General features: G+C 36.1%; 19 protein-coding genes. 1 reads left to right on the forward strand and 18 read right to left on the reverse strand.

What is annotated here, in order from left to right:
- Positions 1-26: 26 nt before the first annotated feature.
- The 18 genes from IEX65_RS21770 to IEX65_RS21855 form a co-directional block, all read right to left on the reverse strand.
- Positions 27-326 (reverse strand): thioredoxin family protein, encoded by a 300-nt coding sequence (locus IEX65_RS21770; RefSeq protein ID WP_188769302.1) that lies wholly within the window; start codon positions 324-326, stop codon positions 27-29.
- Between the two features lie 103 nt (positions 327-429).
- Positions 430-1,146, reverse strand: coding sequence for an efflux RND transporter periplasmic adaptor subunit (locus tag IEX65_RS21775; RefSeq protein WP_188769303.1), 717 nt, complete (start codon positions 1,144-1,146; stop codon positions 430-432).
- Positions 1,147-1,159: 13 nt separating this feature from the next.
- Positions 1,160-3,475, reverse strand: a complete 2,316-nt coding sequence (locus tag IEX65_RS21780) for a peptidase domain-containing ABC transporter (protein WP_188769304.1) — start codon at positions 3,473-3,475, stop codon at positions 1,160-1,162.
- A 22-nt stretch (positions 3,476-3,497) separates the two neighbouring features.
- The gene (locus IEX65_RS21785; RefSeq protein WP_188769305.1) at positions 3,498-4,700 is read right to left on the reverse strand and encodes a radical SAM protein; all 1,203 of its coding nucleotides are present in this window, start codon (positions 4,698-4,700) and stop codon (positions 3,498-3,500) included.
- Between the two features lie 9 nt (positions 4,701-4,709).
- Complete coding sequence (locus IEX65_RS21790; protein ID WP_188769306.1) at positions 4,710-4,889, reverse strand: hypothetical protein; 180 nt, start codon at positions 4,887-4,889, stop codon at positions 4,710-4,712.
- Positions 4,890-4,909: 20 nt separating this feature from the next.
- Positions 4,910-5,083 (reverse strand): hypothetical protein, encoded by a 174-nt coding sequence (locus IEX65_RS21795; RefSeq protein ID WP_188769308.1) that lies wholly within the window; start codon positions 5,081-5,083, stop codon positions 4,910-4,912.
- A gap of 116 nt (positions 5,084-5,199) precedes the next feature.
- A complete protein-coding gene (locus IEX65_RS21800) occupies positions 5,200-8,124 on the reverse strand; it encodes a M16 family metallopeptidase (RefSeq protein WP_188769309.1) in 2,925 nt (974 codons plus the stop codon).
- Between the two features lie 11 nt (positions 8,125-8,135).
- Positions 8,136-11,300 (reverse strand): lantibiotic dehydratase, encoded by a 3,165-nt coding sequence (locus IEX65_RS21805; RefSeq protein WP_188769310.1) that lies wholly within the window; start codon positions 11,298-11,300, stop codon positions 8,136-8,138.
- 230 nt (positions 11,301-11,530) lie between these two features.
- Positions 11,531-11,746 carry a class I lanthipeptide gene (locus IEX65_RS21810; protein ID WP_188769311.1) on the reverse strand — a complete coding sequence of 72 codons (216 nt, stop codon included), beginning with the start codon at positions 11,744-11,746 and terminating at the stop codon, positions 11,531-11,533.
- A 126-nt stretch (positions 11,747-11,872) separates the two neighbouring features.
- Positions 11,873-12,091: a class I lanthipeptide gene (locus tag IEX65_RS21815; RefSeq protein ID WP_188769312.1), complete on the reverse strand. Its 219-nt coding sequence runs from the start codon at positions 12,089-12,091 to the stop codon at positions 11,873-11,875.
- A gap of 52 nt (positions 12,092-12,143) precedes the next feature.
- The gene (locus tag IEX65_RS21820; RefSeq protein ID WP_188769313.1) at positions 12,144-12,362 is read right to left on the reverse strand and encodes a class I lanthipeptide; all 219 of its coding nucleotides are present in this window, start codon (positions 12,360-12,362) and stop codon (positions 12,144-12,146) included.
- A 79-nt stretch (positions 12,363-12,441) separates the two neighbouring features.
- Positions 12,442-12,672 carry a class I lanthipeptide gene (locus IEX65_RS21825; RefSeq protein ID WP_188769314.1) on the reverse strand — a complete coding sequence of 77 codons (231 nt, stop codon included), beginning with the start codon at positions 12,670-12,672 and terminating at the stop codon, positions 12,442-12,444.
- A 28-nt stretch (positions 12,673-12,700) separates the two neighbouring features.
- Positions 12,701-12,916: a class I lanthipeptide gene (locus IEX65_RS21830; protein ID WP_188769315.1), complete on the reverse strand. Its 216-nt coding sequence runs from the start codon at positions 12,914-12,916 to the stop codon at positions 12,701-12,703.
- Positions 12,917-13,024: 108 nt separating this feature from the next.
- A complete protein-coding gene (locus IEX65_RS21835) occupies positions 13,025-13,255 on the reverse strand; it encodes a class I lanthipeptide (protein WP_188769316.1) in 231 nt (76 codons plus the stop codon).
- An 85-nt stretch (positions 13,256-13,340) separates the two neighbouring features.
- Positions 13,341-14,261, reverse strand: a complete 921-nt coding sequence (locus tag IEX65_RS21840) for an LLM class flavin-dependent oxidoreductase (RefSeq protein ID WP_188769317.1) — start codon at positions 14,259-14,261, stop codon at positions 13,341-13,343.
- Between the two features lie 13 nt (positions 14,262-14,274).
- Positions 14,275-15,483, reverse strand: a complete 1,209-nt coding sequence (locus IEX65_RS21845) for a lanthionine synthetase LanC family protein (RefSeq protein ID WP_188769318.1) — start codon at positions 15,481-15,483, stop codon at positions 14,275-14,277.
- A gap of 37 nt (positions 15,484-15,520) precedes the next feature.
- Complete coding sequence (locus tag IEX65_RS21850) at positions 15,521-16,732, reverse strand: lanthionine synthetase LanC family protein (RefSeq protein ID WP_188769319.1); 1,212 nt, start codon at positions 16,730-16,732, stop codon at positions 15,521-15,523.
- Between the two features lie 15 nt (positions 16,733-16,747).
- Positions 16,748-19,174: a TonB-dependent receptor gene (locus IEX65_RS21855; RefSeq protein WP_188769320.1), complete on the reverse strand. Its 2,427-nt coding sequence runs from the start codon at positions 19,172-19,174 to the stop codon at positions 16,748-16,750.
- Positions 19,175-19,368: 194 nt separating this feature from the next.
- Here IEX65_RS21855 and IEX65_RS21860 point away from each other — a divergent pair, with 194 nt between their 5' ends.
- On the forward strand, positions 19,369-20,169 hold the full coding sequence (locus tag IEX65_RS21860) for a LytR/AlgR family response regulator transcription factor (RefSeq protein WP_188769321.1): 801 nt from the start codon (positions 19,369-19,371) through the stop codon (positions 20,167-20,169).

Here is a 20,169-nt window from a genome sequence, read left to right on the forward strand (position 1 = left end):
TGTGCCACATTTTTTATCTATGCTACTTATAAAGCTTTATTTACGGCTCTAACCACTTCTGGAACCGAAATAAGGCCAGTGTGTCGCCACAGTTGTTTACTATTTTGAAATAAAATGAGTGTAGGCACTGCATCAATTTTATATTTTTTGCGGAGGGCCGTATTTTTATCAACGTCGATTTTCATAATCGTGATGTCCTCATCGAGTTCTTCGGCTAATTGATTGAGCATCGCATCAATTTTGCGACAAGGTTTGCACCATTCGGCCGAGAAATCTATCAAAACGGGTTCGTCCGAACCCACCAATTCTTCAAAAGTACCAGTCATTGCTGTATAAAAGTGTTTTACTGAACTAATACTACATTTTTTCTACGGTTTTGGTTCTTTTGGGCTTTCAGAAAAATATTATCGCCTGAAATCTTGCCTTTTTTTAGAAATCGAAACCGATAAATCGACTAAGAAGTTTTTTTTCATCAAGCATCACTTCGGCGGTGCCTGTGGTATAATATGCCAACGGAATAACCTTTCCATTATTGGTTTTCATACCATTATTGAGTTGTACGATTGCCCGATAGCTATTTTCAATTACATAGGGGATTACAGTTTCGATTTGACCCTCTAAATATCCAAATTCGTTTACAGGGTAAGGGTCTAACTTTATCTGCACACGTTGCCCTTGTTTTACTTTTCCAACCCCAACGATTGGTAAACTAAGCTGAACCTCATAATCTGATATTGAAGGGATAATCACAATCGTAGATTTCCGAGGATTGTCTTCAGATGTTCGAAGTAGAACAACCCGACCACTTACATGAGTTGTTTCGTAAATTACTTCTTTGGTTTGCACGTTTGTTTCAATCAGTAAAGTATCGCCTGCTTTTACAAGCTGAGAGTCAGCAACACAGATTTTATATTCAAGTGGAGGGGAATTATACCAACTAACTTTCTTCGGTTGAACCGTCGAATTAATCATTACTTTCGCTTGTGTAATATCTGGATATTTTATCCAATAGGAAGTCAAGATAAATAATAGAAGTATTGAGAGCATAACCATAATACCCCAACGGATTATCCAATTTGGAACATGACCAATTATTTCTTGGATTTCCTCGCTTCTTAATTCATAATTTGAGTCGTTGTTTGGCATAGCAGTAATTATTTTAGGCAGCTTCTAACTCTAATTGATTTTTTACTAATTCAAAATAATATCCTCTATTAGATGCAAGTTGTGCATGAGTCCCTTTTTCTTTGATTTCACCATTTTCCATAACAATTATTTGGTCGGCATTTTTTACCGTACTTAGCCTATGAGCAATCACGATAACGGTTCTGCCTTTAAAAAATTGGTCAAGGTTTCTCATAATAACTTTTTCATTATTTGCGTCTAAAGCACTTGTTGCTTCGTCAAAGAAGATGTAAAGCGGGTCTTTATAAACAGCCCTGGCAATAAAAATTCGCTGTTTTTGCCCACCACTTAGGCCAGTACCTGTGCTTCCGATTTTTGTCGTAAAACCCAGTGGGAGTTTGCGTAAATAATCTTGTATATTGGCAACTTTTACGGCATTGATGAGTTTATTTTCTACGATTTTTTCACCATCAACAGCAATATTTCGAGCAATGGTATCCGAGAATATGTATCCATCTTGCATTACTGTTCCACACTTTTTTCTCCATTCACGAGCCGACAAGTCATTTAAGTCATTGCCATTTACCAATATTTGCCCCTCGACTGGTGGATAAAATTTAAGTAAAAGTTTCAATAATGTTGTTTTTCCGCTTCCGCTTGCACCTACAATGGCCGTGACTTTTCCGGCTGGAATATGTACATTGATATCTTTCAGAATTAATGGGCTTTGTGGCCCACCGTATCTGAACGATACATTTTTGAGGGTAATTCCTCTTCGACTCGAAATCATACTATTGAGAATTCGCCCTTCTTCTACTTCCTCTAAAATATGTTGTTTGTTTTCTGACTCTTCGTCTAAATCTGCAGTGATAGCTTTGCCGAGAAGTTCTTCTTGGTCAACCTCTTCATCAGGACGATTATGAATTTCGGCCAGACGGTCTAAACTGATTTTTGCGTCTTGAATACTCCTCATAAATCGGATGATTTGCGAAAGAGGCGAATTGAGTTGTCCTACTATGTATGAAATACTGAGCATGATACCAAGAGTAATATGGTTGTTCATGACCTCGGTAGCGGCAATATACGAAATTAGGATATTTTTGAGCTGAGTCATAAAAGTAGAGCCTACTTCCTGATATTGCTCCAACGATAAACTTTTAATATTGATTTTAAATAATTTGGCTTGGATACGTTCCCATTCCCAGCGTCTGGCACGTTCACAATTATTGAGTTTTATTTCTTGCATGCCTGTTATCAACTCATAAATACTATTCTGGTTTTCTCGTAAGCGTTGAAAACGTTTATAGTCGAGTTCTTTGCGTTTTTTTAGAAATAATACCACCCAAACGATTGAAATAATGCTACCTATAACAAAAACGGATAGAATTTTTATGTTATAAATGCCCAAAACGATTGAAAATACGAGCAAGTTTACGAACGAAAAAAGGGTTTGTAGAGTTGAGCCAGTCAGAAACGATTCGATACGATGATGGTCATTGATTCGTTGAGAAATATCTCCAATGTTTTTAGATTCGAAATAGCTAATGGGTAGCCGCATGAGTTTCAATAAAAAATTTGAGATAATTGAAACACTCATGCGGCTGTTAATATGAAGTAAAATCCAGTTACGTATCATATCAACGGCCATACCGCCCAAAAACAATAAAAGTTGAGAGACTAAGATGAGGTGGATAAAGTCAAAGTTTTTTCTGTGAATACCATAATCAACTAAACTTTGAGTCAAGAATGGAAAAATCATACTTAAAAGACTGCTAAAAACCATTCCGAGTGCAATCTGAATAATATATTTTTTGTATGGTTTGAGGTATTGAAAAAGAAATTTAAAGCCAAGAGCTTCGTCCTTTTTTTCTTCAGAAGTTTCGTAAAATTGATTGGTTGGCTCAATCAATAGGCCTATTCCTTTATTATCAGAAGTACTTATCCAACATTTCAAAAACGTTTCTTTATCAACCCAGACGATGCCATGACCAGGGTCGGCAATTAGTAGTTGGTCCTGGGTTTTTCCTCTGATTGTATCATACCACGAAGGCTCTCTTACATCATATAAAACCACAAAATGTTCTTGATTCCAGTGTAAAATACATGGCATTGGAGCTTCTTCTACTAACTGTTCATAAGAAAGTTTAGCAGATAAGGTTTTGAAGCCTATTTTTTCGGCAGCGTCGCTTATTCCTAAGAGACTAACTCCTTGACGAGTAATATATGAGTTTGCTCGAAGGAAATCTAAGGTATAATCTCGACCATAAAAAGACGCAACCATTCGTAAGCAAGTGGGGCCACAGTCCATAAAATCGAGCTGGCGATAAAATTTGTATTTACTTTTTATCATGGTTTTAATTAGATAAAAGATGTTAAATAGCTATTTTCCTGACTAAGTCCCTGTCCTTGATTGGTCTTAGTTGCAATGTTTTTTTTAGCTTACTGGGCAAGGATTCATAAACCACGTTTTGTATATGTTTGATTAGGTATTTTAAATCAAGGCAGTAAACCGAAGGATTATCAAAACCGTTGTTTTCGCTGTACCTATGAGCGATAAAACCTCCTCCACAAACCTCTACAATCGGACAACTTTGACACTCTTGGCATAGATTCTGATGGCCAGCGTAGTATTGATGATAGAAATCATTTTTCAATGCTTCGTCGATACTATTTTGGTTGATATTCAGATTTTTTTTTGTAAAACTGTCTCCACAGATTTTAAAAGCCCCTGTTATCTCAATTGAGCCATCGGTTTCGATGACTAAAAATTCGTTTTTTTGATGACCAAAATATTCAAAGCCTTCATCGTACCCAATCATTAATCTGATGAGTTGTGTGAAAATTCTGATTGTTGGTTTGGGGTGCTGGTCAAAATACCATAAATCAAAAACTTTAATCAACCAATCTGCATAAGGTTTATTATCTATCTTTTTGAGTGGTGGTAATTTCTGATGCGTACAATCTGGTAATAAAAAATCAACAAACTGTACGTTCAAAGCCTTCAGGTGTTGATAGTTTTGTACTGGGTCTGATAACACATTAATCACCGATAAAATGCCTGGTGGATATAGTAGCTTTTTTGAGTTTTGAGCTATTTTTAGTCCTCTAATTATTCGTTCATAACTACCTTTTCCTTGATGGTCGACTCGTGTACTGTCATTGTCTTTTTGTGGGCCATCAATACTGACTCCGATACTTATTTTTAATTGCCCAAGTATTTCGCACCATTTCTCTGTTAATAAAACTCCATTAGTTTGTAAATTAAAAATAGGTTTTATTTGTGGCGATAGTTTTTTTATGGCTTTGTGTACAAAAATTTCGTAAAAAACAGGTGAAGCTAAAAGTGGCTCACCGCCATGAAAAATAAACTCGAATTGAGGTATATTGTGCTTAGTACAATGCTGTTTGACCTCATCTATAATGGCATCAATTGTTGCATCATTCATCAACTTGGGTTGATTTTTATAAGAATTATCACCCAGATTATACATGTAGCAATAAGTACAATTAAGGTTGCACCTACTCGCTACTTTCAGGATGAGTGCCTTACAAGAAGGATGAGCCGTCGATGCCATCGCATTGATTTATTTTTCTATGTCTAAGTTTTCGATATCGCCAGCCTTTGCCACAGATGAGATGCTCTCTCGCCAGCCTCCTAAAATCACATCGCCTGTGATTTTGTTTTCTTCTTTATCGAAGTGTTCGAGTGCTTTACGTTTATTTTTTGTATCGTTTGATTTAATAAAAAAAGGTTTCTTTTTCATTGTTGTGTTAGTTTTGAAAGTTATTTTAGATTGTCTAATAGTATTGAAACTTTGCCCCATTCCATTTCTGAAGAAGACTCATACATAGGAATATACTCACGGTCACCACCACGAATTTGTAGAGCAAACTCATCCGAAATTCCTTCGATGCTTTTTTCATTTCTATTGTCGGCTTCGAAGAATACCTTTTTCATTAGATTTTCAAGTGATTTTTTCATTGTGTATATAAATTTATTGTATCACGAAGTAATAGGCTTTTAGGTCAAATACAGTATTTTTTCGACGAATAGAAATGCGGCTTCGACCAAAATCAATATCCAAAAATCTCTTCTTTGCTAACCTTGATAATCTCTCCGTATTTTTTTAAGTCATCAAGCGATACTTTCTTTTCGGACGCCAACAAACAGTAAGTAAAATGGCCTTGAGTGATGGTGTTATGAAACTTTTTTAGCTCGTCAAAATTTAAATTTGCAAGTGAATTATAGGTATTAGGACGTTGGTCAAGTGATAATCCGAGGTCACGTGCTTGGAAATAATTGAAAGGAATATTTTCAGGCAAAACTCTATCGCTTTCTAATAAATTTTTTAGGCTTTTGACTGAGTTTTCAAACGATTGTTGTGATTCGGGTAAGGTGGTCAGTATTTCGTTCATACTTACAATCGCTTCGGGAAGCTTATCGGCTTGTGTCCCAATGTAGGCCGTGAGCGTATATGGCTCATTTTGTGTTTCGGGTCTTTGATAATTGGCATAAGTAGTATATGCCAAAGCCTTTGCTTCTCTGATGGTCTGGAAAACTACCGAAGCCATATTACCTCCCATATAATTATTGTAAAGGCTAATAATCGGCGTGAGGGTCGAGTCGAATGTGGTTGTATTTTTTATCCACTGAATTTCGGCTTGTATCATCTCATAATCAACAAAATAGAGTTTGTTAGTTTCGTTGTGAATTTTATGAAACTTGGCTATTGGTGGCGTCGAAATGATGGTTTGGCGAGGAATATGTAGCTTAAGTTTTTCTTTGATTTTGATTAATGGCGTAGGCCCGTAATAGATTATTTCTTTGGGCATACGTAATAAACGATGAATGAGGTCGGTTAAATCTTCGGCTTTTAAATCTATAATTTCTTGATTGGAAAGTAAGTAGTTGTTCGGGTTTTGTGGCCCATAAGTAGCATAACTTGTGAGGGCTTTCATGATATTTGTTTTATTGAGTTTTGCTTCTTCACGCCTTTTCAAGATACGTTGTTTCAAAGAATGTAAAATGCTCTCGTTGGGTACACATTCAAACATTAATTCATGAAAATAATCAAGAGACTTGGCCATGTTTTCTTGTAAACCATCAACTTCCATCATCAGTGAGCGATTTTCGACATAGAAATTATAATTGCTGGCCATTTGATACATTCCTTTGCTGATTTCTTCCGAAGTGTATTTTTTTGTACTCAAAAGTTTGAGATATTCGATTGCAATCGCCAATTTTTTATCATGTAGTTTGCCATAATCAAGCCGATAAACTACGCTGAAAAGCTCATTCTTTTTATTGGGTACGTAATACATCTTTGAATTATTGACAAAGTCTATTTGGAGGTCTTTCGAATAATCAATCCACTGGGGTTGCATCTCAGGAAGTGCCATTCGGTTGAATGATTTGATGAAGTCCGATTGCTTATTTCGGTCTATAGCTAAAGGAGTTATATTTGGTTTTTCGATTTTTTGTATGTTATTGTCTTTCCCTTTTTTCTTATAAACTACCAATGGATAAGTGTAAGTCTCATTGATAAACTTCATGATGTCAGCTTTGGTAAGTTTTCTCATTTCGTCAGGAATAGAAAGTGTCTGATTCCAGTTTTTACCATCGCTTATGATAAAAGATTCGAGTAAATTATAACTTCGAGAAGAGTTGTCTTTTTGAGATTCGAGTGAGCGACGGCGAAAATTGTTAGTGACCGCTATCATATCATTCTCCGAAAATTTGCCTTCTTTTAAGAGCGAAATTTGACCTAAAAGAAGGTCTTTTACTTGGTCGAGTGATTGCCCATCCTTTGGCGTTCCATTCATTACAAATACACTATAATCTTTCATTTTTCTAACAGCTGAGCTTCCGCTTAGAATTTGCTGTTGTTTGATAAGATTTAGGTCGATTAAACCAGTGGTATTGTTTGACATCAATTCGTCGGCTAAAGTAGCGGTAATTGTGGAGCGGAAATCAGAGAGGCCTGGTAGCCTGAATGCAATCCGAATAGACTCGGGGGTTGGCCCCCAAACTTCATCTTTTAAAGTATCAGTTAAGATTTCTTCTTTTGGAAATGAAAGTGGAGCAACATTTTTGGGTTTCCAAGAACCAAAATACTCGGCAATTTGCCTGATGGCATCATCGGGGTTCAAATCTCCAACCAAAATAATAGCCATATTGTTTGGTACGTAGTAAGTATCATAAAATTGCTGAATGGCAGTCAATGAAGGGTTTTTTAGATGTTCGACCGAACCTAAAACTGTTTGTTGCCCATAGTTATGATTTTTAAAAATGTCACGTAGCATAGTTTCTTCTAACTTTCGAGAATCATTATCTAATGCACGATTTTTTTCTTCATAGACTGTTTCAAGTTCAGTGTGAAACATCCTGAAAATAGGATTTCGGAAGCGTTCTACCTGTATTGTTAGGTAGTTTGGTAGAGCATTTGATGGAATATTGTCAACATAAACTGTTTGCTCGTATGATGTAAAAGCGTTTGTACCTTTACCACCTATCGTAGCCATTGCTTTATCGTACTCATTTGAGATTGCATATTTAGCGGCACGCCCCGAAAGTTTATCAATTTCTTTGTAAATCTCTTTACGCTCGCTAAGGCTTTCGGCCTGAGCATACATTTCGTATAAGACGGTAATCGAGTCTAAAATTGGTTTTTCTTGTTGCCAGTTCGATGTGCCAAATTTATCAGTCCCTTTAAATAATAAATGTTCTAAATAATGGGCAAGACCAGTATGGTTTTTGGGGTCTTGATTTGCTCCCGCCTTAACGGCAATAAAACAGTTGATGCGAGGTTGTTGGTCGTTAGGGCTAAGAATAACCCTAAGCCCATTTTTAAGTTGATAAAAACGAGTTTGAGTAGGGTCATTTGTTACATAAGTATAGGTGTAGCCTGCAGCTTTTTTAGATTTCCACTCGTATTTTTGCTGCGAAAACCCTAAACTAACAAATCCTACGATTATTAAGAAAGTATATAGATTTTTCATGATAGTGATATTTAACTGACGGTAATATTTTTCTTCTGGCGAGCCAGTTGCGACTTATAGTATTTTTCGAGATAATGATAAATAACTAATTCGTGTAACCGCTGATTTGACAGAAACAAACGATTAAGAAACATGTGTAAATAGCTTGGCATCAGTTCTTCTACTTTGAACGAACTTGGATAATCCTCATTAATTTTGCTGAGTTTTGTGGCAATCACGGAAAGCTGTTGGGTTCTGTAATCAAATACTTCGATTGCTTCAGTGAGTTCTTCATTTTTGTTGACTGGGTTCAGAATTGCTTCTATATTCGAAGACTGACTTCGGTATTTGTTATTGAGTTGAACTTGGAGGTCATCACCACCGCCAAACTCCATGAAAAATGAATGTTTACGTTCTTGTAGTAACTCATATTTTTGAGTTAAGGAGTATCCAAATGCATCTAAAAACGTATCTACACCACGCAGAGCAAAAAGCCAGCGATAATATTCTCCTTCATCGCCTGAAAGCATATCAATGAAATTTACGACCGCTACGCTATCATAGAAGAAAACATCTTCGCTTAGCTCCATCGTGAGTTTTCCATAGCGTTCAATTTCTCGTTGATAAGTATCAATTTGTACTCGACTTACAATCTCGTTTTCAATGTATGGTTGCAGTTTTTTTTCAAGTTCGCCCAGTACATATTTCCAAAAATCTTTATTAGAATCATTGTAGAATCTGATACGGATGTGTTCGTCGGTGTCACGATACCTTATAAAAAACCATTTTGTAATAGCTTTAATATCAATAAGTTCTTCAGCAAGTGGCTTGATTACTTCGCTCAAAACTGTATCATTTGCCTTAGTACCAGTGTATATTTTTATGTAGAGCCATTCGCTTCCAGGTACAAAAGTACGTTGAGGACTTCTGACAAGCTGGTTTCTCAACAATTGCTTTGATACAGAGTTTATCTTCTGCTCTTTAGAGAAAGGAATCACAAGTTCATTTGTTATTTTTCGACCATTTTCCTCTAAAAAGCAGTTGTTAGGGGTGCCTAAAAATTCAGTGAGTGTAATAAGATTTCGCTTTTTGAGCTTTTCTAATAAGACAGATAAAGATGGCTGAAACGACATGTCGAGCAATAGTTCATTATCTCCTTCGCTCAGTAAAACATATCTCGGGATATTCATTTTGAGGCATAACTGCTCAAAATATTCTTTGATATTATTGTTTGGTAGTGGTGGTATTTCTGATTTTCGAATAAACCACTTAGCTTTACTTAGAATAATGTTGCCAAATTCGATGCGTGGATGAAAAGGCTCTTTAGAAAACATAGTACCCCAGTCCCAATCTATAAAAGTGCGTCCAAGTTCACCTTGTAAATCGCACAAAAAACGATAAACAGGCAAACCAATATGAAAATTATGAGCGGTAGAGAGTCTCGGAAAAACTCGTTTATTCAGACGTTTAGATTTCAGAATAATCTCGCCGGCCCGTACCGAAATCATGAGGTCGTCAATACTTATTTGATGCTCTAAATCTACTGAAGAATTGCCCAGATATGGAATTTCGTATGCACGAAGTTGCGGACGAAGTAGTATATTGCCGATGCGTGCTTCTGGTAAGTGAACTACTTCGGCATAAATTACATCTTCATGAAAACTTTCTTCTATTGTCAATAAGCTTTTTACCTTCTCTGCTAAAATAGTATCACCATGACAAAAGCGACCTAAAATATTAGCTGCCGAAGGTCCATAATAGGAGTTTAAAGAAAATTTAAAATCATTATTATCAATACTTTGGACAGAATCTGCATATAGACTGCCCATCAAAAAGAAACTGTCGATAATGGGCGTTTTATCGAGTTTATCAATATTCTCGAGGTCTTTAGGCGTAAGCTTAACAACTGTTTCATTATTATGGATAGCCTCTTGAAACTTTTTGTGCTTAAATTGCTGAAGTTTTCCCCATGCAGTTGTTTTATCGGTTGTTTTTCGGCCGTTAATCATCAGCCCTTCTATCAGCGGAGTATTATCTGACCTACTGCCTTGGGCCGAGCCGTAGCCTATTCCTAAGTCGTTATCAAGGGCTAATACCAAAGGCACTTCTTTTTCTTCGTATCGGTCATAAAATCTTCTTTTGAAGGTGTTTAAGTCAGGATTTACCCCCAATATTGAATAGGGGAGTATTGTTCTCAAATCTTGGCTTACTTTATCTACTACTTTTTTATTGAGAATATTTTGTGTCGTTTTATAGAATAAATCAACTTGAATTAGGTCTTTGGCAGATGTTTTTGTGAAGTTCTGTTTCAAAACCTGTTCAATATTCCTGTATTTTTCTATGTTTGAATCTTGATTTTCGAGATTTTCCTTAATTAATATTAAGTTTTGTATAATTTCTTCCGTGTGGTTTAACTTCTGAAGTTTAGCTATTAATACCAAAAAGAATTCTTCGCCCGTAACAGTTGGTTCCAGTTCACTCATCAAAACCTGACTGCTTATTAGCTCATCAATAAATTCTTGGGCTTCAGTTTTCTCTATATCTTCAAGCTTTAAAAGATTTTCAACTATTGTTTCAATTGTTGCTCCCTTTTTGGCTATTGTTAAAACTAATTCGATGTAAGGTGTGGATTTAATAGAAGACAGCACGTAATCACGTGTTTTATTACGTAATCGGCACTCTGAATAGCGGTACTGATTAGCAATACGATAAAGACTATTATTAGGAAAAAACGTAAGTTGATTTCGGATTTCTGGCTTTTGAAGCAAATATTGCACTAACTCCGACACATAATTCATGTCGAGACGGCTATGTTTGTAAATACTATGCTTAGAATCAAAGTTTAAGTTGGTGTTTTCATTTCGAATCTCTCCAGTCAAACACCCTGCAAAAAGTCCGTAAGGAGTGCACCTGACGTGCATCCTGCATAAGTATTTATACAAAGTGAGCGAGAGTTTATGTGCAGATTTAGAATCTATTTCTTCTCCATCAAGCCAACGCATCATTTCTTTATGCAAATCGGGTGAAGCTACGTAAATAGCTTCCTGATATGCTTGATTGGCATATAATTGTTTTATGTTTTGCTGAAAGGCAAACTCGTTTTGGTCATTAAGTTGATTATTAAAATCAAGTAAATCTTCGACCGAAAAGCGAGGGCGTCGGATAACATAAAAATCATGTGATGAGAAGTTTTCCATATTCTTTAATAATTGAGTATTTGGAAATTTGTAAAAGAACGTTTAACTTTACTTTGCTTGAATTTTAAAGTAAATCGCTCAAGAAATTGGGTGTTACTTATTTATGGCTTTTCATAACAGGGAAAGCCATATTTTTTTACCTAAAACATTAAGTCGTGTAAGGTTTTGAGGTTGTATGTATCGAAAATTTGGTAAAAGGCAGCAAGGCTTTTTACTGCCTTTTGGGTAATTCAGCAAGAACCTTTGCAGCAAGAAGCATCTCCCACCAATAGTCCGTCGGCTTCTTCTTTGAGATTATTGACTTCGTTGTGTTTGGTCATACATCCGCAGGTGTCAACATTAGTGCCACCTCCTCCGAGTATTTCTTCTGCTTGCTCATTACTTAAACGTGCAACGGTCTCTTTGTCTAAAGAGAGTTTTCGTCCGATTGTTACTTTCTTTTTCATTGTTTTGCTTGAATTTTAGAATTGAAAATGTACTGATTAAATGCTTTGAAAACGTGGTTTTTACTGACCATTAATGAGTTAAGTTGTGATGGATTAGTTGAGTTACTTATCATTTAATACCTTATTTTAGCACGAACCCTTACAGCACGAGTCAACTGCTAAGAGTACTTCTTCGTTGTTTTCCTGAAAGTTTACGGTTGGGATTTCGTATTTGGTTTGGCAGCCACAAGAATTATTGTTAGTCCCCATTCCACCCAGCACATCGCCAGTTTGTTCAGAGCTTAATCGAGAAACAGTATCTTTATCTAAAGAAAGTTTTCGTCCGAGGTTTACTTTTTTCTTCATTGTGATGTTGGAGTTTAGCGTTTTGGAAAGTTTTTATTTAAACAAGTACTAATCAGCAAGAACCCTTACAGCAAGAGCGTGCAGCAGCAGTTATGACATCTTCTTCTTTTGCAGCTTCTGCATTTTTCGACATACAAGCACAAGAGTTTTCAGATACACCGACATCCGTAATGGCTCCACCTTGTAAATTGCTTTTTTGTTCTTCGCTGAGATTCGCAATCGTTTCTTTATCGAGAGAGAGTTTCTTCGCTGTTGTTATCTTCTTTTTCATTTTCTTAGATTTTGAGAGTTATAGATTTTGTAATCAAACGTAAGCAGAGAAGATGGTTAGTCTCCTCTGCCTTGAGTTATTAGCAAGAGCCTTTGCAGCATGAACGTGCAGCTGCCGTTACGATTTCTTCTTCTTCTCTGGCCGCAGCTGCTTCAGCCTTATTAGACATACAACCACAAGAGTTTTCCGAAACATTAATCGTATCAATGATTGCCCCTCCTTGAAGATTGTTTTTTTGTTCTTCGCTGAGATTAGCAATCGTCTCTTTATCAAGAGATAGCTTTTTTGCTGTTGTTATTTTCTTTTTCATTTGTTTAAAATTGAATACGTTGAATAAATTAGGCCAATAGTTGATTATTTCGGCAAGAATCCTCGCAGCAACTGCCTCCAGCTAATAGATAGGCTGCATCTTCACCTCTATTAAATTCTGTTTTACATTGGCACGTATTTGTTTTTTCGGTTGCACCACCGCCAATTAGACTTGCTTGCTCGTCAGATAGGCGTGAAATTGTTTCTTTATCAAGAGACAATTTGTTTGTAACTTTCTTTTTCATGCTTTTTTAAAAGTTTAATTAAAAGGTTTAGCCTATCTACATATTCTTGGTTAAACTTTAAGTCAATCCAAAATCTTACGGAGGCTTTCTTTTGCTAAGGTTAGAGAATTATTGAGCAGCTACTGCGACAGCACGGCAAGAATCTTCACAACAAGATTTTGCAGCAATATTTGCTAAATCTTCGTCATCTTGTCGGTGAGTTGACATACATCCACAGCTACCTTTCGATACATCAATCGTGATAGCACCACCTTGTAATTGTTGAGCCTCATCGCCTAAGCGTGCAACTGTTTCTTTGTCGAAAGAGAGTTTCTTTCCTGTTGTTACTTTCTTTTTCATTTTGCTTGAATTTTAAAGAATTGTAAAAAATTGATTTATAAACCGCAGGTTTTCCCGGTAAAAACCTGAAAGTTCCGTGAGGATATTATGCCGTTAGCCCAAAGACATCACTAATTTTTTCAATCGAGAGCATACGGTCTTTTACTTCTCCTGCCAGATTCATGAAGATAATTTCATCAATGCCATAGAGTTCGCTGTAATGGCTTATCGTGTCATGAAATTTGTTTGGAGAGCCAATTAGTTTTGGGTCGAAATCATTTTTAAATAAGTTATTGGCTTTACTTATTTTTCGAGGGTTCGTATGGCAATATCCCGATACAGCCATACTAATTTTAGGGTTTTTGCCATTTTTATTTCTATAATTTTCTCTGAATGCTTCAAGTTTCTCTCGATTGGGCGAAATGTCTGCATTCATGTGAAAAATAGAGCGACAAAAGTTAGTCTGATTATCAATAACCCGCCCTAAGCTTTCATAAGAGGCACTTAATGACCAAATTTCGGGTGTTTTTCCTTTGAAGGGAGGAATTACTACACCTATGCCATTTTCCATTAATTCTACTTCATCAACTGTCAAGAAGTGTATTAATTCTTTGAATTTTCGGTTGAAAATTGTTGATAAATCTTCATCAATTTTACCAATAGTATATTCTACCGCTCGACTTCCTGGACGACCATTGGCAAGCCCTAAGTCGATTCTTCCAGGGAAAAGATTGGCTAAAAGCTTAAAATCGCATGCTGTATGAAATGGGTTATGGATACTAAGTAATATGCCTGCTGTACCAACATTAATACGTTCGGTCATGCCTGCAATGATTGGGATGAGCATTTTTGGTGAGTTCCAAGCGTGACGTTGGTAAGAAAAATAATGCTCCGCCAACCAAATTCGACTATACCCGAGTTGGTCGGCTCCTACCGAATAATCAATAAGGTCAGTAATGATGCGAAGGGCAGAGGTTCTACCACTTTGCTGTCCGAAATCAAGTAGCCCTAATTGTATCTTTTTCATAGTCTTTAGAGAATTAAGAAAGTAGAAACATCTTGTCCCAGTGATAGTTGAGGTCATATTTTTCGGTTTGCAATACGAGATTCACACCTATAAAACCTTCGAGTATATCAGCACAGAGTTTATCCGTATGTTCACCATCTAATTCTTTTTTTAGCCGAAAGATTGTTTGGTCGAGCCAATATTCTGATGCTAACTTGTAGTTATAATTATCAGTAAGCTGGTAGATTTTCCTGAATAAATAGACCAAACCTGATGTCCCATGACAGAATTGAGAGGCATTAATCCAAGTATTATCAAAAACTTTTCTTTGTATAACTACTTCTCCAATTTCATCGGCTACTGTTGTCCAATCTGGGTTATTGAAGAGCTTACCCATTGAATATAAATAAAACATTTGACTCAAATCTCCGTAACACCAACCGAGTCTGCCTCCGTATTCTTTGAAGTTATCGGGGTGGTTCCACGGAAGTTCTTCATCGGTTGAAAGCGGGAGAAAAGAATACTTTTGTTTGTTAAAATCAGGAGCATTTTTAAATGAAAGCATATAACGAGTGCCTTCATAAATCATTTCCCTGCAAAGGTCTTGAGCAATTCCATGTTCGTAGATTTTTGATAATACCATCAAAATACCACTTAGGCCATGGGCATATCCAAAATTAAATTTTTGATGTGATTGAAACTTTTCAAGATGCTTGTTCAAAAATCGTATTCCTTTCTCATCTTTTATAGCTTTTTCATATAATGCTTTAACGAGTGTGGTCAGATACTCAACCGTAGTAGGGTTGTTATTTACTCGTTGGCATAAATAATACATCGAACCTATTGCTCCATGGAGTGGGTCTGGGTTGTCTTCACTGATATGTTTGGCGGCTCCCTCAAAGGCAATTTTATCAAATTCTAAAAGTAAATCTTCAAAGTCATTATCCATGATTTCGTCTTCAACTGCCAAACTTAATACTAATCCCAACCCCGAACCTCCAAATGATAATGGAGATTTGAACGTATAAACCGATTGGCTATTTTTCAATTCATTGAAGATAGTCATCAGTAAATCGCTTGCTTTTTCGGCCCATACATCATCATTCGTGTAGCGATAAATATAAAAATAGTAAGCTAAAAGGCCTGTATTTCCATTATAAAGGCTATTAACATTTAGTTTTTCGGGTAAAATGTTATTTACTTTATCAAATAAGAAATCAATATCGTTTTCGATGGCAACCATGATTATTTAGAATTTTGAAAGCGTTAGAAATGTTTTCTTAATAAAGCCAAATTAGTTTATCAAATATTGCACTTCGGTCTATTGACTGCATCAACGTTGTGCCTATACCAGCAATGCCTTCCATAAATGAGTAATTTGTATGAGCGAAATGCTGATTAAAGAAGCCCTCAAAACCAAGATTCGATTGATGTTTGGATGTTTTTTTTTGATAGTTGATAATAGAATTATACCATTCATTGGCACTATCATCAAAGATTGAGTTATCTGTTAGTCGATACATTTTATCATAAATGAGAGCTACCCCAGACGCACCATAAAGTATGCCTGCATCTCTGATACCGTTGGCCTCGACTGTTTTTCGAGTTGTGGTTTGTATCATTAAAGCCTCTGCATGTTTTTTTTGAACTTCATCTTTCAGTACCATTCCTGCTCGGTATAAAGCGTAGATAACACCCATATCGCCATAACAAAGTCCTAACCGTCCCTTGTCGGCTTCGCCAACTATGTCAGGAAAGAAGCAGCCCTTCAACTCCACCGATTGTTGGTGTGATTGTATATAATTTACAGCTCCAACTATTAGTTTTTGACAAGTATCTATCTCAATGTCTTTTTCTATGGCAGAACACAAAAAGACTATAATGGCAGCCAAACCATGCGATAGCCCCAGGTAAATGCGGTCATCATCAAATAGTTTTGATTTCCAATAAAGCCCATTATTGTTGTCAGAAACTGCCAGTTTTTCTAACTGTTTAATAATAACGCTAATATTTATACGTTGAACTTCTCCCGAACGATGTAAGAAATAATGCCCCGATAATAAACCACCAGTGTAAGGGTCAAAGTCGCCCCTCGAAAGCCTATTATTTGCAAAAGCAGCAAAATAGCTATCTGTGTATCCAATGATTTCGCTATTGTCAAATTCACACCAATCTTGAGTCTGTGCATACTCCAAGAACATACCTAATTCGGCGAAGTCTTTACCCAGTTTTTCATTCTTAATCATATTTGAGTTGAGCCTTGTTAGACTATCCTCAATAAATGATTCGGCGATTTGGGCAAAAACTGGTTCATCCTTAAACTTTGCGTAATTATAAAAAAATACGGCACTCCCTAATAAACCCTTGGTATAACCAAAATTGCTCAGTATTTCTCTTTCATTTTGTAAAACATCGGCAATCTGGTCAATCAAAAGCAGTTTTTCGGACTGTGATTGAGTGCTTATCGGCGTGTGTTGTTTAACGGTTAGCATATTCTTAGAGATTGCTTAATTGTGCTTGATACGGTCTTGCTCTGATGAACTTCCAACGTCACGGCTACGTTGTTTTACGTCGGTTTTCGATTTGAACTTGTAAGAAAAAGTCAGTCTTACGACTCGAGTGTCTCTGAAACTCCTGAACTTCTCATATTGGTTAGAGATATCTGTCGTTGAATTGAATCTTTGAGTCCAGAAAATATCATTAAGTGCAAGCTTTGCCGTACATCTTTTTTCGAAGAAAGTCTTTATTACGCTAATATCAGTTGAGTAGTTAGATTGCTGATAACCAACAACATATTTTTGGGGTGAAATAAAGAAACCTCCTGTATTGATTCTGAAATTGTTGGGTAAGGTAAACGACTGCTGAATACCTATGTAAGAAGATTGCCCTTCGGTTTTGAAACCTGTTCCCCAAAGATTAGAGTCTGAAAACTGGCTTTTATCAACATACATTTCAGTTTGGAAATTCCACCACTTGAAAAACTGTTTGTTGTATGAAACCGAAACTCCAAAAGTTTGTACTTTATCAATGTTGGCATAAAAATTACGAGTAGTGAGGGTTTGATTATTTTGCTCGAACGACTCATACAAACTATTTTTTGAATGATTGAAATAGAGTGTTGTAATCAAATTTCCGCCTAAACTAAACTCAAGCTCAACTGATGAGGTAATATTGGGTAATAAGTATGGATTCCCCTGAAAATAGTTGTATTTGTTTTGATAAAAAATGAATGGATTTAGGTCGCTGTAAGATGGACGGCTAATGTTACGTTTGGCTCTGAACGCTATGCTATTATCATTTTTTAATGAACGTTCAATGGCAAATGAAGGAAACCAATTGGTATAATTTCGATTAACAGCTGTATTTTTATCTAAAGATTTTATTTCAGAACTTGTATTTTCGACTCTCAAACCTAATCTGATTTGATAATCTTTGAGCGAAGAGGTTGCACTTAAATAGGCCGCTTTTATACCTTCTTGATAATTAGTTCGGTCAGAAAACTGGTTGTTTTTTATCCAACGAGTATCAATATTATCCTCAAAAATCATCATGTTTTTTATGGCTACATCGCTTATCTTGAAACCCGTTTCGAGTGTCGTTTTGTTGTTGAGTGGGTGAGTATAATCAGCTTTGAAACTTTTTATTTCGGTTGCGTAGTTGGCGTTTGTTCTGATTTTTTCAATATTTCGTACAAAAGCACCTTGTTTTAATAAGTTTGCATCAAAGTTTCTTAAAGAATTATAATCGTCAGTGGCGTAATCAACATCTATATTGATGCTTTTTCCGAGCGAATCTAACTTTCCTTTGTAATTAAAATTGAAGTTTTTAAAATTGGTTTTATCATTGGTTGAGGCTAATGTACTTTGTGTGGAATCAATAGTTCCTAACTGATTTTTGAAGTTTATTAAAAAGTTGCGATTAGATGTTGGAGTGTTGATGTTGGCATCGAACAATACCCCAATGACGTGGTTTTTATGAATATTGTAATCAACCCCCAATCGAATATCGTTGGGTTGGGTATGACTATCCCGTGCTTGGCTTACATCCTGAAAGCTGCGTTTATCTCCATTTACAAAACGACGCTCTGAAGACGAATTAAATCTTGAACGACTATCTTGTCGACTGTAATAAGTCAAGAAATTCCACTTTCCAACTTTATAGTACATATTGAAATTGCCAGATACTTTTTCAAGTGGACTCCTACCGTAACTAATTGCCGAATTACCATTAAAACCATTAGCTTGTCCTTTTTTGGTTTTTATATTTAGCACGCCACTTACTGAAGCATCATATTTGGCAGATGAGTTGATTACCTCGATTGATACGATACCCTCCGAGGCCATACCTTTAAGGAAACTTGATAGACCTTCACCCGAAAGTTGGACAGGTTTATTGTCAACCATTATCAAAATATCGCTTCTGCCTTTCAGTTTAATCTTATCATCTTGATTAACAATTACTCCTGGCGTTCTGCCTAATGCTTCCAGCACATTACTCCCCGATGCCAAAGGACTATTTTCTACATTAAAGACAATTCTATCAAACTTCTTTTCGATGATGGCTTTGTTTCCAACTACTTTCACTTCATTGAGTAATGTAGCATCGTCATCCAAATCAAAAGGGATAAAGATTGATACCTTATCGTCGGGCAATGATAAGGTAAGTTTTCGGAAGCCTATAGACTGAGCAGTAATATAATATTTCTCGGTAGGTATATTTGAGAATTCAAATTTTCCATCGGCATCAGCGATTGTTCCTTTACTTAATGTTGAGTCTTTAGAAAAATACAGACTCACTGTTGCAAACGGAATAGCCTGACTATTTTTTTTCTCCTTCACTACCCCGCTTACATTTATGTAATTAGCCTGTGCCGCTACTTTCCATGAGAGGAAAGAAAGAGAGATGATTGACAGATGCAAAATGTATTTTTTCATAACTTATTGTTGGTTTGATGAACCGAAATAAGGTACAGTAAGGAAGAGAAAGAAAAATATTCGACGAATAAATCTTGCTTTTAGACGAATCAATCGTTTGGGGCATTGGTGGTATATTGTGAAAGCCATTTGAATATCTAACTTTGTAGCGATGAATTCAGGCAGTCAAACAACTTCTTTAATGAAAAGAAATAATGGAAAAAAAACTAACGTGTGTCATCATTGATGATGAACCACTTGCACAAGAACTGATTGAAAAGTTTGTGAAAAGAATTCCTTCATTGGCATTAATTCGTGTTTTTGATAATGCCATTGAGGCTCTCGAAGAAATAGATGAGCTGAGTCCTGATATTATTTTCCTCGACATAAATATGCCAGAGATGTCTGGTTTTGAGTTTATTAGAACCTTTAATAAGGTACGACCAAATGTAATTATGACTACCGCTTACCCACAGTTTGCCATCGAAGGATATGAGCATGATGTGGTAGATTATTTACTTAAACCAATTCCTTTCGACCGTTTTGTTCGGGCCATCAATAAAGTGAGAGATAAAATCCATCCCTCATTTATTGAACCAAAAGTATTATCAGAAAACCACTTAGTTGCAAATTCGACCTCAGAAGAAAATGAAAAGAATGAGGATGATTTGATAGACCCAGGCATGGTAAGAGATAATTTTTTGTGGGTGAAAGAAGACCGTAAACTTGTAAAAGTTGATTTTAATGAAATAGTGTATGTAGAAGGTATGAAAGATTATATTAAGATTTTTTTGCCTAAGACCATGATTATAACTTATATGAGAATGGGTAAAATGGAAAATATACTGGCTACCCGAAACAAATTCTTACGAATTAATAGGTCATTTATTATCAATACAAAATTTATGGTAGCTCTCGATGGCAATATGGTAGAGCTTGATAATGGGAAAAAACTGAGTATAGGGTCGAACTATAAAGATATTATTAAAAATGCCATGAAAGCTCAATTACGATAA

This window comes from Emticicia aquatilis, from assembly GCF_014644295.1.
GTDB lineage: Bacteria > Bacteroidota > Bacteroidia > Cytophagales > Spirosomataceae > Emticicia > Emticicia aquatilis.